14 protein-coding genes are annotated in these 13,456 nt (G+C 68.3%); 11 read left to right on the forward strand and 3 right to left on the reverse strand.

Annotation, left to right across the window (positions count from 1 at the left end; translation table 11 throughout):
- Positions 1–98: 98 nt before the first annotated feature.
- Together gyrB and APAU_RS00975 are read right to left on the reverse strand one after the other, a co-directional pair.
- The gene (gene gyrB, locus APAU_RS00970) at positions 99–2,006 is read right to left on the reverse strand and encodes a DNA topoisomerase (ATP-hydrolyzing) subunit B (RefSeq protein ID WP_006299777.1); all 1,908 of its coding nucleotides are present in this window, start codon (positions 2,004–2,006) and stop codon (positions 99–101) included.
- A gap of 74 nt (positions 2,007–2,080) precedes the next feature.
- On the reverse strand, positions 2,081–2,314 hold the full coding sequence (locus tag APAU_RS00975; protein WP_006299778.1) for a hypothetical protein: 234 nt from the start codon (positions 2,312–2,314) through the stop codon (positions 2,081–2,083).
- Between the two features lie 187 nt (positions 2,315–2,501).
- Between APAU_RS00975 and APAU_RS00980 the strand changes: the two genes are divergently transcribed.
- Positions 2,502–3,677: a glycosyltransferase family protein gene (locus APAU_RS00980; protein ID WP_006299779.1), complete on the forward strand. Its 1,176-nt coding sequence runs from the start codon at positions 2,502–2,504 to the stop codon at positions 3,675–3,677.
- Positions 3,674–4,126, forward strand: a complete 453-nt coding sequence (locus APAU_RS13175) for a YhcH/YjgK/YiaL family protein (protein ID WP_006299780.1) — start codon at positions 3,674–3,676, stop codon at positions 4,124–4,126. The genes APAU_RS00980 and APAU_RS13175 overlap by 4 nt, the downstream gene beginning before the upstream one ends.
- A gap of 10 nt (positions 4,127–4,136) precedes the next feature.
- Here APAU_RS13175 and APAU_RS00990 read toward each other — a convergent pair whose 3' ends face one another.
- A complete protein-coding gene (locus APAU_RS00990; protein WP_006299781.1) occupies positions 4,137–4,688 on the reverse strand; it encodes a macro domain-containing protein in 552 nt (183 codons plus the stop codon).
- A 164-nt stretch (positions 4,689–4,852) separates the two neighbouring features.
- Between APAU_RS00990 and APAU_RS14470 the strand changes: the two genes are divergently transcribed.
- From APAU_RS14470 to APAU_RS01030, 9 genes are all read left to right on the forward strand, one after another.
- Positions 4,853–5,581: a Rossmann-like domain-containing protein gene (locus APAU_RS14470; protein ID WP_006299782.1), complete on the forward strand. Its 729-nt coding sequence runs from the start codon at positions 4,853–4,855 to the stop codon at positions 5,579–5,581.
- A gap of 122 nt (positions 5,582–5,703) precedes the next feature.
- Complete coding sequence (locus APAU_RS01000) at positions 5,704–6,255, forward strand: DUF6305 family protein (protein ID WP_006299783.1); 552 nt, start codon at positions 5,704–5,706, stop codon at positions 6,253–6,255.
- Positions 6,256–6,264: 9 nt separating this feature from the next.
- On the forward strand, positions 6,265–7,563 hold the full coding sequence (locus APAU_RS01005; protein ID WP_006299784.1) for an SLC13 family permease: 1,299 nt from the start codon (positions 6,265–6,267) through the stop codon (positions 7,561–7,563).
- Between the two features lie 14 nt (positions 7,564–7,577).
- Positions 7,578–7,724, forward strand: a complete 147-nt coding sequence (locus tag APAU_RS13180; RefSeq protein WP_006299785.1) for a hypothetical protein — start codon at positions 7,578–7,580, stop codon at positions 7,722–7,724.
- A gap of 10 nt (positions 7,725–7,734) precedes the next feature.
- Positions 7,735–8,883, forward strand: coding sequence for a succinylglutamate desuccinylase/aspartoacylase family protein (locus APAU_RS01010; RefSeq protein ID WP_006299786.1), 1,149 nt, complete (start codon positions 7,735–7,737; stop codon positions 8,881–8,883).
- Positions 8,884–8,962: 79 nt separating this feature from the next.
- Entirely contained in the window at positions 8,963–10,687 is a 1,725-nt protein-coding gene (gene ggt / locus APAU_RS01015; RefSeq protein WP_006299787.1) for a gamma-glutamyltransferase, read from the forward strand.
- Between the two features lie 57 nt (positions 10,688–10,744).
- Positions 10,745–12,127, forward strand: a complete 1,383-nt coding sequence (locus APAU_RS01020; RefSeq protein WP_006299788.1) for a sensor histidine kinase — start codon at positions 10,745–10,747, stop codon at positions 12,125–12,127.
- Positions 12,124–12,747 (forward strand): response regulator, encoded by a 624-nt coding sequence (locus APAU_RS01025; RefSeq protein WP_006299789.1) that lies wholly within the window; start codon positions 12,124–12,126, stop codon positions 12,745–12,747. The genes APAU_RS01020 and APAU_RS01025 overlap by 4 nt, the downstream gene beginning before the upstream one ends.
- Positions 12,748–12,816: 69 nt before the next feature.
- Positions 12,817–13,383, forward strand: a complete 567-nt coding sequence (locus APAU_RS01030; RefSeq protein ID WP_006299790.1) for a hypothetical protein — start codon at positions 12,817–12,819, stop codon at positions 13,381–13,383.
- The last annotated feature ends 73 nt before the right edge of the window (positions 13,384–13,456 follow it).

Consider the following 13,456-nt stretch of genomic DNA (forward strand, 5'->3'; position numbering starts at 1 on the left):
GATTTTCTCCAGAATACACGAGGGGAGGTCCTTTTCGCGGAAAAGGCCTCCCCTCGGTTGTTCCGTCCCGGAGCTTCGTCCCCGAGAAAACGGTTTGCCTAGATGTCCAGGTTCCGCACTTCCTTGGCGTGGGTCTCGATGAACTCCCGCCGGGGTTCCACCGCGTCCCCCATGAGGATGCCGAAGAGTTCGTCGGCGGTGACGGCGTCGTCCACCTCCACCCGTTTGATGATGCGGTTCGCCGGGTCCATGGTGGTCTCCCAGAGCTGTTCCGGGTTCATCTCCCCCAGCCCCTTGTACCGCTGCACGGAGACCCGCTTGGATGCCTTGTCGGTGAGGGTCTTCAGCTCCTTGTCGGAGAAGCAGTAGTGCACCGTCTTGCCCTCCTGCACCCGATAGAGGGGGGGCTGGGCCACGTAGAGGTGTCCGTTCTCGATGATCTGGGGCATGTAGCGGAAGAAGAGGGTGAGCAGCAGGGTGCGGATGTGCGCCCCGTCCACGTCCGCGTCCGCCATGAGGAAGATCTTGTGGTACCGCAGCTTGGCGTAGTCGAAGTCGTCCCCCACGCCGCAGCCCAGGGCCTGGATGATGGTGCGCACCATCTCGTTGGAGAGGATCTTGTCCAGCCGGGCCCGCTCCACGTTGAGGATCTTCCCCCGAAGGGGGAGGATGGCCTGGAAGCTCCGGTTGCGGCCCATCTTGGCGCTGCCCCCGGCGGATTCCCCCTCCACGATGTAGACTTCGCACTCCTCGGGGTTGCGGTTGGAGCAGTCCGCCAGCTTGCCCGGCAGGTCCAGGCCGCTCATGGCGGACTTGCGGCGCACCAGGTCCCGGGCCTTCTTGGCGGCCTCCCGGGCCTGTCGGGCCCGGACGGCCTTGTCCACCACGGGCTTGAGGATGTCCGCTCGCTCCTCCAGGAGAGCCTTGAGTCCCTCGTAGACCACCGAGTCCACGATGCCCTTCACGTCCCCGTTGCCCAGCTTGGTCTTGGTCTGTCCCTCGAACTGGGGCTCCAGGAGCTTCACGGACACCACCGCCGTGAGGCCCTCCTTCAGGTCGTCCCCGGTGAAGTTGGGGTCCTTGTCCTTGAGGATCTTCTCCTTCCGGGCCTGGTCGTTCACCGCCCGGGTGAGGGCGGTGCGGAAGCCCGAGACGTGGGTGCCCCCCTCCACGGTGTTGATGAGGTTGGCGAAGGCGAAGACCCGCTCCAGGTAGGTGTCGTTGTACTGGAGGGCCACGTCCACCACCACGTTGTCCTTTTCTCCCCGCACCACCACCGGAGGTTTGAAGAGGACCTCCTTGCCCCGGTTCAGGTACTCCGCGAAGGAGGCAATGCCCCCCTCGAAGTGGTAGTGCTTCTCCAGGATGGGGTCCTGGCGCAGGTCCTGGAAGTGGATGGTGATGCCCGGGTTGAGGAAGGCCAGCTCCCGCAGACGTCCCAGGAGGGTCTCGGAGGAGAAGTCCAGGGTGGAGAAGATCTCCTCGTCCGGCATGAACTGGACCTTGGTGCCCCGGCGGTCCGTGTCCTCCCCCGTCTGGAGTTCCGTCACCGCAGCGCCCCGCTCGAAGCGCTGCCGGTGCTCCCGGCCATTGCGCCAGATGGTGACCTCCAGCCATTCCGAGAGGGCGTTGACCACCGAGACCCCCACGCCGTGGAGGCCTCCGGAGACCTGGTAGGCCTTCTTGTCGAACTTGGCCCCCGCATGGAGCACCGTGAGGACCACCTCTGCGGCGGACTTGCCCGTGGCGGCGTGGATCTCCGTGGGGATGCCCCGGCCGTTGTCCACCACGGACACGCTGCCTTCGGGGTGGATGGTGACGTACACGGTGTCGCAGACTCCCGCCATGGCCTCGTCGATGGCGTTGTCCACCACTTCGTAGACCAGGTGGTGCAGGCCCCGGGGACCCTGGTCCCCGATGTACATGCCCGGGCGTTTGCGTACCGCCTCCAGGCCTTCGAGGACCTGGATGTCCTTTGCTGTGTATTGGGATGCCGGTGCTTCCATAGGGGTCTCTCCTTCGGTTCCGGTTTGCCCCGGTCCCTGGGGGCCGGGCTTGAAGGTCCCGCTTCGGGGCGGGATCAGGGGGACGAAAGGGGGTGGGAGGTTTCCCGGAGCCGCTCCATCAGGGCGTCCCTCTCCCGGCGGCCCTCCTCCCACAGGGCCCGGGATCGACGGGCCAGGGTGAGGGGGGTGAGGCCGGAGACCACCGAGGTGCGGTCCCGCAGCAGGATCTCCGTCCGGTTGCCCGATCGGACCAGGGCCACGATCTGGTTCAGGGAGACCAGGTCCTCCGTCCCAAGGGGTAGGAACATGGTCCCGCCTCCCTTCGTGCTTTGCTTTCCTTTGCGCGTCCACCAGCCAAACCTCCCAATTATAACATTCCCCCTCGTGTTATGATCCGAAGGATTCGCAAGGAAGGGGGGCAAGGCCCTGAGCGCTTTCCTGGATCTGTACATCACCGCCAATTCCCCCGGGGAGCTGGCGGGCTGGGCGGCCCCGGTGGCCGCGGCGCTGCGGCGGCTTTCGGAGAACCTGCGGGTGACCCTGGTCCTCCTGCCCTGCCAGTACGCCAGCGGGGGAGAGGTCCGGTTCGGCAGGACCCTTCCGGGGGTGGACCGGGTGCAGGGCTTCAAGTCCCTGATGTCCGAGCGTCCCTGGAAGGCCCTGGGGGAGGAGGTGGCGGGGGCTCCCGTGCGCCGGTCGGTGCTCCACCTGGGAGGGGACCTGGCCCTGTCCCTGCTGCTGGGGCGCGCCCTGGGAGCCCCGGTGGACGCCTTCGCCCTGCGGCCCCGTTGGCCGAAGCGGGTGCGGCGCTACTTCGTCCCGGACGAGCGCACCCTGGAGCGGTTCCTCAAGAAGGGAGTCCCCCCGGAAAAGCTGCGCCTGGTGGGACATCCCGCCTTCGACAGCGTGGAGGAACTGGATCCGGAGCCGGAGGTGCGCCGTCGCCTGGGCTTCTGGGTGGACGAGCCGGTGGCGGCGTTTCTGTGCGGCAGCCGCCCCTTCGAGGCGCTGCACGCCTTTCCCTTCTTCGTGGAGGCCGCCCGGCTGTTGGTGGGGCGGTTCCCGGAGCTTCAGATCCTCTTCCCCATGGCCCCCACCCTGGACCCGGAGCAGATCCTGGAGGCTCTGGAAAAGGCGGACATCTCCTGGCGGGGGCGGGTCCGTCCCCAGGAGGTGGAGCTGGACCCGGACCACTGGGCCCGGGTGGTGTGGGACAAGCCCCAGGAGGCCCTCTCCTGCTGCGACCTGGCGGTGGCGTTGCCGGGGACGAACAACCTTCAGGCGGTGGCCCTTCGGGTGCCCCTGCTGGTGGCGGTTCCCCTGAACCGGGCCTGGGAGATCCCCCTGGACGGGATGGCGGGGCACCTGCCCCTGTGGATCCCGGGCATGAAGACCCTGAAGAAGAAGCTCATCCTCCGCCGGAGCCGCAAGGTGGGCACCGTGAGCCTCCCCAACCGCCTGGCGGGTCTGCCGGTGGTGCCGGAACTCATCGGGGAGCTGACCCCGGAGCTGGTGGCCCAAGGGGCGGGGGAGCTGTACCAGGACCGGGAGGCCCAGCGGGAGATGATGGTCCGCTTCGCGGAGCTGGACCGGCGTTACCGGGGGGCTTCGTCCCTCATGGCCCGAGCGGTGCTGGAGGCGGGGGCGGAGGAAGAGGGGGAGGACGCATGATCCACGACCGGGTGGAGGGGTTCCGGTTCTACGGGGGGTTGGGACGCGGGCTCTTCCGGGCCCTGTCCCTGCTGGCCTCGGGGGAGGCGGCGGCTTTCCCGGAGGGGCGGCACGACCTGGGAGAGGGGCTTCTTGCGATTCACTCCCGTTACGTCCCCCGGGAGGCCGACGCGGAGCCCTACGAGACCCACCGGCGATACCTGGACGTGCAGGCGGTGCTGGCGGGAGGGGAGCGCATGGGGTATGCCCCCGCCTCCTCCCTGACGCCCCTCGGCCCCTACGACGAAGGGGAGGACTGCGTCCTCTACCGGGGAGAGGGCGCCTGGCTGCCCCTTCTGCCCGGTTGGTTCGCCGTCCTGGGGGTGCAGGACGCCCACCAGCCGGGGGTGTGCCTGCCCGGCTTCGGGGGAGAGGTGTGCAAGGTGGTGTTCAAGGTCCCCCTGACGTAGGGCCGAGGCCCTACGCGGGGGTCTTCTCGGCCTGCACCGTCTCCATGCCCGGGATGGGGCGGATGGACACCAGCACCACCCGGGGGTCCCGGTCCAACACCTCCAGAGCCTCGGCGATGTCGTCCGCCTCCAGGCCTCCGTCCCCCACTCCCGGGACGGGGAGGTACACCCGCTCCAACTTCTCCCGGTCCAGCAGTTTCAGGAGCTGTCGGGCGCTTCGGGCCACCATCACCGGGTCCGCCCGGCAGTGGTTCCCCGGCACCTCACTGTCCCAGGAGTACAGGTGCACCACGTCCGGGAGGGTCAGCTCGAAGGAGCAGGTCTTGGGCTTGGTGAAGAAGGCGATGATCCGGGGGGCCAGGAAGGCCACCTCCCCCCGCCCCTTCTGGATGCACTGCCCCAGCTTCTGGGGCAGATCCGGGCAGGTTCGGGCCATGGCCAAGGCGTTTCCTCGGTCCATCACCCCCGAACCGTCCTTGCGCTGAAACACCAGGCTCACGGTGACGCACACCGTCTCTCCCTGCTGCCAGAGTTCCACGATGTCCCGCTGCTCGATCTTCACGGGCTTCACCTCCCGACGTGGGGATCCGCGCCACCGGCTGTGGCGCATGATAGATTTGTATATATCGTATCACTTGCGGTCCGAAAAGAAAGAGGCGCAAGACGGTATCCTTAGGATCGGGTCCGAAGCTGGATTGTGGAAAGAGAGTGAAAGGAGGCGGTGTCGTGGGGATCCTGGAGGAACGGCTGTGGGGCCTTGCCCGAAAGCATGCGGAAGGTCGTCGGGTCCTGGAGGTGGTGCGCGGGGTGCGCTACACCGCCGCCCTGCTGGAGGGGGGGCGGCTGGGGCTGTCCTACAGCTACGCCCGGGCGGCGGCCCGGGGGGAGCGCTGCATGCCCCTGCTGATGGGGTTGCCCGTGGAGGCGGAAGCCCTGCTGGACCTGTCCACCTCGGAACACCTGGGGGACCGGGCGGTGGCGTTGGCGGTGGCCAACGGGGTGCTCCCCGTGGAGGGGGAACTCTCCGACGCCATGCCCCCGGTGGAGTCGGGGGAAGAGGTCCTGCTGGTGGGGTTCATGGAACCCCTGGCCCGGAGGCTGCGGGAGAAGGGGGTCCGAGTCTTCACCCTGGACGACCAGGAGAAGCAGGGCATCCCCCTGGATCGGGGGCTGGAGCTGGCGGTTCGGGTGGACCGGGTGGTCCTCACCGCGAGCGCCATCGCCAACCGCACCTGGGAGCGCTTCGTGGAGCGGGCCAAGGACTGCTGGGTGGTGGGACCCTCCACGCCCCTGTGTTGGGAGGTCTTCGCGGACACGTCGGTCTCCGCGGTGATGGGGCGCAGCGTCAAGCACGCCCCGGAGCTGCTCAAGGCGGTGTCCCGGGGGGCGGGGACCCGGCTCTTCGACCCCTTCACGGACCGGGTGCTCCTGTGCGCCAAGCGTCTGTGCGTCTGAGTCCTTCCCGCCGCCCGAGGGTCTGACCTCGGGGAGAACAAAGGGAACAAATCTGGCCCGCCCTTTCCGCCGCCTCTAGTCTTGGGAGGAACGATCATCCCTGGACAGGAGGCGGTTTTTTCATGCGAGGGTTCAAGAAGGTGTTCCTGGGGGCGGTTCTGGCTGCGGCCCTGGCGCTGCCCGCTCAGGCGGCGGAGGTGGCCCTCACCACCGTGGGGCAGAGCCCCGACGGCATGATGGTGAAGGTGATCCTCAAGAAGATGAAGGTGGACAACGACTACGACGCCATGATGAAGCCCGAAGCCCTGAAGGGACAGAAGGTGCTTCTGGCGGTGGTGGGGGGCAGCATGAAGGGGCTGGGGGCCGCGGGGATCGACAAGGAGCAGGAGAAGGCCCGGGGTGCCGCCCTGGTGGACGCCGCCCGCGCCAAGGGCATGAAGGTCCTGGTGCTGCACGTGGGGGGCAAGGGGCGTCGGGGGGAACTCTCGGACTTTCTGGCCACGGCGGTGACCCCCAAGGGGGACGCGGTGCTGGTGGTCAAGGGGGGCAACGACGACGGGTTCTTCACCAAGCTCAAGGGGAAGAACGCTCCCCTGACGACGGCCGATTCGGTGCAGAAGCTCCAGGCCCCTCTGGCGGAGATCCTCGCGGGCTGGGGCGTGGGGAAGCCCTAGGGCGGAGCCATGGACGCAAGCTGGTTCTGGCCCGAAGGGGCCCTGGCCCTGCTCATGGTGGGGGCCTTCGCCTTCGGGGCCTTCAGGCTCAAGCTGCCCATCGCCATCGCCATGTCCCTGGCGGCGGTGCTGGGCGCCCTGGCGGGGGGCTTCGGGGTACCCCTGCGGCACCTGGTGGAGGGGATGTTCGGCTACATCGACACCATCCTCATCATCGCCTGCGCCATGATCTTCATGAAGACGGTGCAGCACATCGGCCTGCTGGATGCCCTGGCGGCCTGGGGGATCCGGCGCTTTCGGGCCGTTCCCCTGATGCTGTGCGTCCTGGTGACTTTCCTGGTGATGCTTCCGGGGATGCTCACCGGGTCCTCCACCGCCGGGTGCCTCACCACGGGGGCCCTGGTGGCCCCGGTGCTCCTGCGCCTGGGGGTCTCCAAGACCCGGGCCGCCGCGGCCATCGCCATGGCGGCCATCTACGGGATGATCGCCCCTCCCATCGACATCCCGGTCATGATCATCGGCGGGGGCATCGACATGCCCTACGTGGGCTTCGCCCTGCCCCTGCTGCTGGCCACGATCCCCCTGGCCCTCTTCTCCTCCCTGTGGCTTCTCTACCCCGTCCTGCGCAAGGACGGGGATGTGGACGCGGCGGGGCTGGAGGCCGAACTGAGGCGGATGGAACGGACCCCCCTTTCCCCCAGGCTCTTCCTGCCCTTCGGGGTCCTGCTGGTCCTCATGGGAGGGGAACAGCTCTTCCCGGGGCGGTTCCCCAGCCTGGGGATGCCCCTCCAGTTTCTCCTGGCCTCGGCGGCGGGGCTGCTTCCCGGGGTGCGCTGCAACCCCCTGGAGGTGGCCACGGAGGCGGTGCGGGACGCCCTGCCGGTGCTGGGGATCCTCATGGGGGTGGGCATGTTCATCCAGGTGATGACCCTCACGGGGGTGCGGGGCTTCGTGGTGGTCTCCGCCCTGGCCATCCCGGCGTGGCTGCTCTACGCCAGCATCGCCACCACCATCCCCCTCTTCGGGGCGGTGTCCGCCTTCGGGGCCGCGTCGGTGCTGGGGGTGCCCTTCGTCCTGGCCCTGCTGGGAAAGGACCAGATCCTGGTGGCCTCCGCCCTGGCCCTCATCTCCGGCCTGGGGGACCTGATGCCCCCCACGGCCCTGGCGGGGATCTTCGCCGCCCAGGTGACGGGAGAGGAGGACTATTTCGCGGTGCTGCGGCACTGCGTGGTCCCCGGGGTCGCCACGGCGCTCTGGGGCATCGGCATGATCGTCTGGGCCAACCCGTTGGCGGCCCTGCTGCGCTAGGAGGAGCTTGTTCGATGATGACGTGGATCTACCTTGCCATCGTGGCGCTGGTCCTGATCCTTTCGGTCCGGTGCTGTCTCGCGGAGCGGGATTTCTGGAAGCAGGCCACCGCGGCGCTGGTGGTGGTGCCCCTGATCCTGCGGCTGCTGCTGCAGAAGTAGGGGGATCGCCATGACCTTCCCCCTGAAAGGAAGCCGCACCACCGCGCTGGCTCTTCTGCTGCTCTCCTGCGTCGTCTGCGTCCTGGCGGCCCGGGACTTCCGGAGCCTCTGGACCCCCGACCGGGTGGTCTCCGCCCCGGGGTTCCGGCAGGAGATGCTGTCCCGCTACTTCGAAGCCCTCAAGGGCACCCCCCTGGACACGCCGGTGTTCGTCCAGGAGGGAGCGGAGCCCGGGGGCACCCTCTTCGTCCTGGGGGGGACCCACCCCAACGAGCCCGCAGGGTACCTCACCGCGGTGACCCTGCTGGAGAACGTCCGGGTGACCAAGGGGCGGCTCCTGGTGGTGCCCTTCGGCAACGCCTCGGGGTTCACCCACAACCAGCCCCAGGAGGCGTCCCCCCAGCGGATCTCCTTTCCCCTGCCCGGCGGCGGGGTGCGGACCTTCCGCTACGGCTCCCGGGACATCAACAACATCGTCATGTGGCCCATCCCGGACATCTACATCCACAAAGCCTCGGGGCAGGCCCTGGCGGGGAACGAGAGCAAGAACCTGAACCGGGCCTATCCGGGGGACCCCGAGGGGACCCCCGCGGAAAAGCTGGCCTTCGGGATCATGGAGCTGCTGCGGAAGGAGAAGGTGGACCTGGCCTTCGACCTCCACGAGGCTTCCCCGGAGTACCCCGTGGTGGACGCCATCGTGGCCCACGAGAAGAGCATGGAGCTGGCGGCGGCTGCGGCCATGGACCTGAAGGAGCAGGGCATCGAGGTGCGCCTGGAGCCCTCCCCCAAGAACCTCCGGGGGCTGAGCCACCGGGAGTGGGGGGATGGGACCGACGCCCTGCCCATCCTGGTGGAGGTGGCCAACCCCAGCCAGGGACGCCTTCGGGGGCGCACCGACGAGGCCCTGGTGCTTACGGGAAAAGACAAGGCCTATCTGTTGGCCAGCCGCCTGGGGCGCCTCTTCGTGCCCTACGACGAGAAGGGCAAGCCCATCGAGGAGCGGGTGGGGCGGGACCTGGCCACCCTGAAGGCCTTCCTGGACGCCCAGGAACTCTTCGACGAGGAGAAGGCCGTGCGGCTGGAGGGCATCCCGGGATATCGGGAGGTTCAGGAAAAGGGGCTGGGGGCCTTCCTGAAGCCCCTGCCCGCGGGACGGTAAACGAGCCCTCCGGATGGTCCGGAGGGGGGAGAAGGCCCGGCCCTCAAGGCCGGGGCGAAGGAGCGAGGGAGGGAACGGGATGAGGAAGAGTCGGTTGGGTCTGTGGACAAGGGGTTTCCTGGTCGCCGCGGCGTTGGCGGCCCTGGCGGGGGTCGCCGCGGCGGCTCCGGCGCAGGATGTGTACGCCAAGAAGGGCATGGTCTCCAGCGCCCACGAGCTGGCCTCCAAGGCGGGGGTGGAGATCATGCGCCGGGGGGGGAACGCGGTGGATGCCGCGGTGGCCACCGCCCTGGCGCTGAACGTGGTGGAGCCCAATGCCTCGGGCATCGGAGGGGGAGGCTTCATGACCCTGCGGACCCGGGACGGCAAGGTGGTGGTGCTGGACTACCGGGAGACCGCTCCTCGGTCCGCCGGCAAGGAAATGTTCGCCTCCGAGCAGGCGAAAAAGGAAAAGTGGTCCATCCAGGGAGGCCGGTCCGTGGGGGTCCCGGGATGGCTCGCGGGGATGATCTACGCCCTGGAGCACTATGGCACCATGACCTTCGGCCAGGTGGCGGAGCCCGCCATCCGTCTGGCGGAGAAGGGCTTCCCGATCCACCCCATGCAGAACCAGGTCATCACCGATGAGTTCGACAAGCTCACCCGGTACAACGATCCTGCCAAGGTGGCCTTCCTGAAGGAGGGGCTTCCCCTGGCGGCGGGAGAGCTTTGTGTGCAACCCGAGCTGGCCAAGACCTACCGCCTCGTCGCCAAGGAGGGGTCGAAGGCCTTCTATCAGGGGGAGATCGCCAAGGCCATCGTGGAGGCGGTGAACAAGTCCGGCGGGAACATGACCCTCCAGGACCTGAAGGACTACAAGGTGCTGGTTCGGGAACCCGTCTTCGGGACCTACCGGGGCTACAAGATCTACTCCACCCCTCCCGCCTCCAGCGGAGGGACCCACATCGTGGAGCTTCTGAACATCCTGGAGAACTTCCCCATCGCCAAAATGGGGCACAACACCCCCGGAACGGTGAACGTCCTGGCGGAGGCTATGAAACTGATCTACGCGGATCGGGCGGCCTACATGGCCGACACGGCCTTCGTGAAGGTTCCTCTGAAGGGGCTTGCCAGCAAGGAGTACGCCAAGGCTCAGGCCGAGCGGATCCGGGAAGGAAAGGTCGCCTCGGAGGTGCCGGCGGGGGATCCCTGGAAGTACGAGGGGGGCAAGACGGCCTACCTGGGCGGGGGTATCGACGAACGGGTGAGCACCAGTTCCTTCTCCGTGGTGGATGCGGCGGGGAACATCGTGGCCAGCACCAACACGGTGAACTACTTCTTCGGGTCCGGGGTCATCGTTCCCGGTTACGGCATCGTGCTCAACGACGAGATGGACGACTTCTCCTCCGATCCGAAGAGCGTCAACGCCCCGGAACCGGGCAAGCGTCCCCTCTCCTCCATGTCTCCCACGGTGGTGCTGGATCCCAAGGGGAACCCCTACATGACCGTGGGCGCCGCAGGAGCTACCCGGATCATCACCTCGGTGGCGCAGATCCTGATGAACTGCATCGATTTCGGCATGACCATGGACCAGGCCATCGAACAGCCCCGGGTGAGCAACGGGGTCTTTGGGGGCAAGGCGGGCAAGCTGGAACTGGAGAAGGGCTTCGACCCGAAGACCGCGGAGGTTCTTCAGGCCATGGGGTATGTCCTGGACAAGGACAAGCACATCGGCACCGCCCAGGGCATTCTGTTCGATTTCCAGAAGGAGACCCTGAACGGGGGGGCGGACTCCCGGCGGCTGGGCGTCCCCGTGGGCTTCTAGAACAGCGGACGTGAAGGGGGCCCCGCCGGTTCGGCGGGGCCCCTGTACAATGGCCCCATGAAGGTCCCCTCGATCCTCCCTCGAACCCTTCGCCCACGCCTCGTCTCCCCCCTCTCCCTGGGGGGAGCCCTCTGCCTCGTCCTGTGGGTCGCTACCCTGCGCTTTCGGCAGAACTACGTCCTGGCCTCCCTGGACCGGGCGGTGGTGTCCGACGGCAGCGGCCCCCTGGTTCTGGCGGCCATGGAGCTGGTGCTCCTCAACGCCCTGCGGGCCACCTTCCTCTACCAGGGTTGGTTCTTCCTGGGGGCGGCCCTGGACCGGAAGGGGGGACGGGGGCTTCCCTCCCTCCTCCTGCCCCTGACGGCCATCCCCCTCTGCTACGTGGTGCCCCTGCTCCTGGGCGGGGGGCTGCGGCTGCATTTCGGCACCTCCGCCGTCCTGGGGGTGGTGTCCGTCGCCCTGGTGCACCGCCTCACCCGAGGCCTGCGGGGCTGGGGAAACCGGACGGTGGTGCTGGCCCTGCTGGTCTTCTCCTTCCAGTGGCTGGATGTGGCCCCCTCCCTCACCCGGTGGGGCTTCGGTCAGGGGGAGCTGTCCCTGGCGGTGAAGGGCATCGGGGTCCTCATGGCGGACGGGGAGCTGCTGGACGGGGTCGGGCTGGGGGGCTTCGCCCTGGCCTTTCTGGGAGCCCTGGGGACGGTGCAGATCCTGGTGGGACAGATCCTCCAGGCCCGACAGTTCCAGCGTCTTCGGACCCAGGACCGCAAGCTGGAGCTGCTGCGCCGGGAGGCGGAGCGCAACTGGGTCTTCCGGGAGCTGCAGCATCTGGTGCACGACCTGCGCCGCCCCCTGACCACCATCCTGGGGCTGGCGGACGTGCTCCTCTCCTCCCTGCCCGGGCATCGGGAGGAGCTGACCCGGATGATCCGGGCGGGGGAGGGGATGGACCGGATGATCGGGGAGATTCTGCGGGACGACGCCCTCTCCCGGACCTCCGCCGGGGAGGTGCTGGACCTGGCCCTCTCCCAGGTGAGCCCCCTGCCCTGGCGGGCCCGGGTGAGGGAGCGCATCGACCCGGAGGCCGAAGCGGCCCCGGTGCGGGCCAATCGGGTGCGCCTCTCCCGGGCCCTGGTGAACCTCCTGGACAACGCCGCCCGGGCGGGGGAGGCGGCGGAGGCGGGCGGGGAGGTGGAGCTGACCTGCTCCTTGGAGAGCCGGAACGAGTCCCCGGGGGTGGTCTTCGCGGTGAAGGACCGGGGCCCCGGATGGAGGGAGACTCGCCCGGGGGAGTCGGGGTTCGGCTCCACGGGCATGGGGCTTGCCTTCGTCCGGGAGACGGCGCGGCGTCACGAGGGCCTCCTGGAGTTCCGGGACCGCCCGGGCGGGGGGTGCGAGGTCCGGCTCTGGCTGCCCCGGGCGGAGGAGGAGGGTGAGGCATGAGCCTGGTGCTGGCGGCGCTGGACGACGACGAGGGGATCCTCTTCACCCTGGAGGCCATGGCCCGCACCCAGGGCTGGACCATGCGCACCACCACCCGATACGAGGAGTTCCTGGACTGGGTCCGGGGAGGCGAGGCGGACCTCTTTCTGCTGGACTACCACCTTCCCCGCATGGGAGGCAGGGCGGTGCTGCAGGAGGCCAAGGTCATCCGTCCGGAGGCCCCGGTGCTGATCCTCACGGTGGAGCAGAGCCCGGAGGTGGCGGAGACCCTTCTCCTGGAGGGGGCGGAGGACTTCATCGCCAAGCCCCTGCGCCTGACGGACTTTGCCGCCCGGATCCGCCTCCACGAACGCCTGATCCGCTCCCGGGATCGGGACTGGCGGGAGCGGCGCAAAGGCATCGCCCCGCCCACCCTGAGGCGGGTCCTGGAGGCCCTGCGGGGGTTCCCGGGGGAGGCGGGGATCGACGAGGTCGCCTCCGCCTGCGCCCTGGCCTACACCACCGCCCACCGGTACCTGGAGCATCTGGTGGACCGAGGCTTCGCGGTGCGCTCCGAGAAGAGCGTGGACGGCCGCCCGGGGCGGCCCGCGGTGCGCTATCGGGCGATGAGGGGTGCGTGATGCCCCTTGCGGGGGACCCGGAGGGGGGAGTATGGTGAATACATAATCGCGTTTCGGAGGTGTTCTCCCTTGAGTTTCTGGACGTTGCTGGTTTCCTTCGCCCCCTGGTTTTCCCTCAAGATCATCTCGGACCTGCCCTTCGGCAACCCCCTGACCATGCTCAAGATCTCCATCGTGGTGGCCTTCGTTCTGTGCGCCTATCAGGGCTGGAAGGACAAGACCCGAAGCTCCATCTTCTGGGGGAGCATCTCCTTCTTTTCCTTCTGCATGGTCGCGGTGGTCCTGACCACCAACATGTGGGTGATCCGGCACATGGGGGTGCTCTCCCAGATCCAGCTGGTGGCCATCGCCTTCGGCTCCATGGCGGCGAAGCGTCCCTTCACCCTGGCCTACGCCAAGCAGCATGTCCCTCAGGAGCTGTGGAACCACCCCCGCTTCCTGCGGAAGAACTACCTCATCACCGGAGCCTGGGGGGTTTCCTTCCTCTTCTGCCTGGCCCTGGCGGTGCTGGAGCTGAACGGTCACGGCCCGGGCAAGCTCCTGGTGGAGATCCTGGACGACGGCTCCATGCTGGCGGCCATGGTCTTCACCAAGTTCCTCACCCGGCACCCCACCACCGCGGAGACCCCCGCCTAGGGTTTCTTCGCCGGTTCCCCGCCTTCGGAACGATCCAGGGGGCTCCTTCGGGAGCCCCCTTTCGCTTCCCTTC

It is taken from the genome of Aminomonas paucivorans DSM 12260 (assembly GCF_000165795.1).
GTDB lineage: Bacteria > Synergistota > Synergistia > Synergistales > Synergistaceae > Aminomonas > Aminomonas paucivorans.